This is a genomic window from Pseudogemmobacter sp. TB195, from assembly GCF_058313095.1.
Genome location: NZ_JBZEGG010000237.1, coordinates 1 through 513 on the forward strand (window position 1 = coordinate 1; position 513 = coordinate 513).

General features: G+C 68.0%; 1 protein-coding gene. It reads left to right on the forward strand.

Annotation, left to right across the window (positions count from 1 at the left end; translation table 11 throughout):
• Positions 1 to 513 (forward strand): dCTP deaminase domain-containing protein (locus tag AC4FS3_RS29560; RefSeq protein ID WP_491023507.1); only part of this gene is annotated, 513 nt, incomplete at both ends.

Consider the following 513-nt stretch of genomic DNA (forward strand, 5'->3'; position numbering starts at 1 on the left):
GCGCGAGCCGGTGGTGGACGGGACCGCCGCCTCGTTCCAGAACGGCGTCGCCGTCAGCGTCGATCTGGCGGGGTTTGGCGCGGACAGGCTGATTGGCTATCGCGCCCGGCGCTTCACCGGCCTTGTAGACGTGGACCGCATCGCCGCCTGCGCCGTCGCCGATTACTGGGAGCCCCTGCACGCCGATGGCTCTGGCGCGCTGATCCTCGATCCCGGCCAGTTCTACATTCTCGCCTCGCGCGAAGCCGTGACCGTGCCGCCGGATTTCGCGGCTGAGATGACGCCTTTCGATCCGCTGGTCGGCGAATTCCGCGTCCACTACGCCGGTTTTTTCGATCCGGGCTTTGGTCACAGCGCCGCCGGCGGCGTCGGCGCCCGGGCGGTGCTGGAGGTGCGCTCGCGCGACGTGCCGTTCATCATCGAGGATGGTCAGATCGTTGGTCGGCTGGTTTATGAGCGCATGCAGCAGCGCCCCACCGCCCTTTATGGCGAGGGCGGCTCCAATTACCAGGG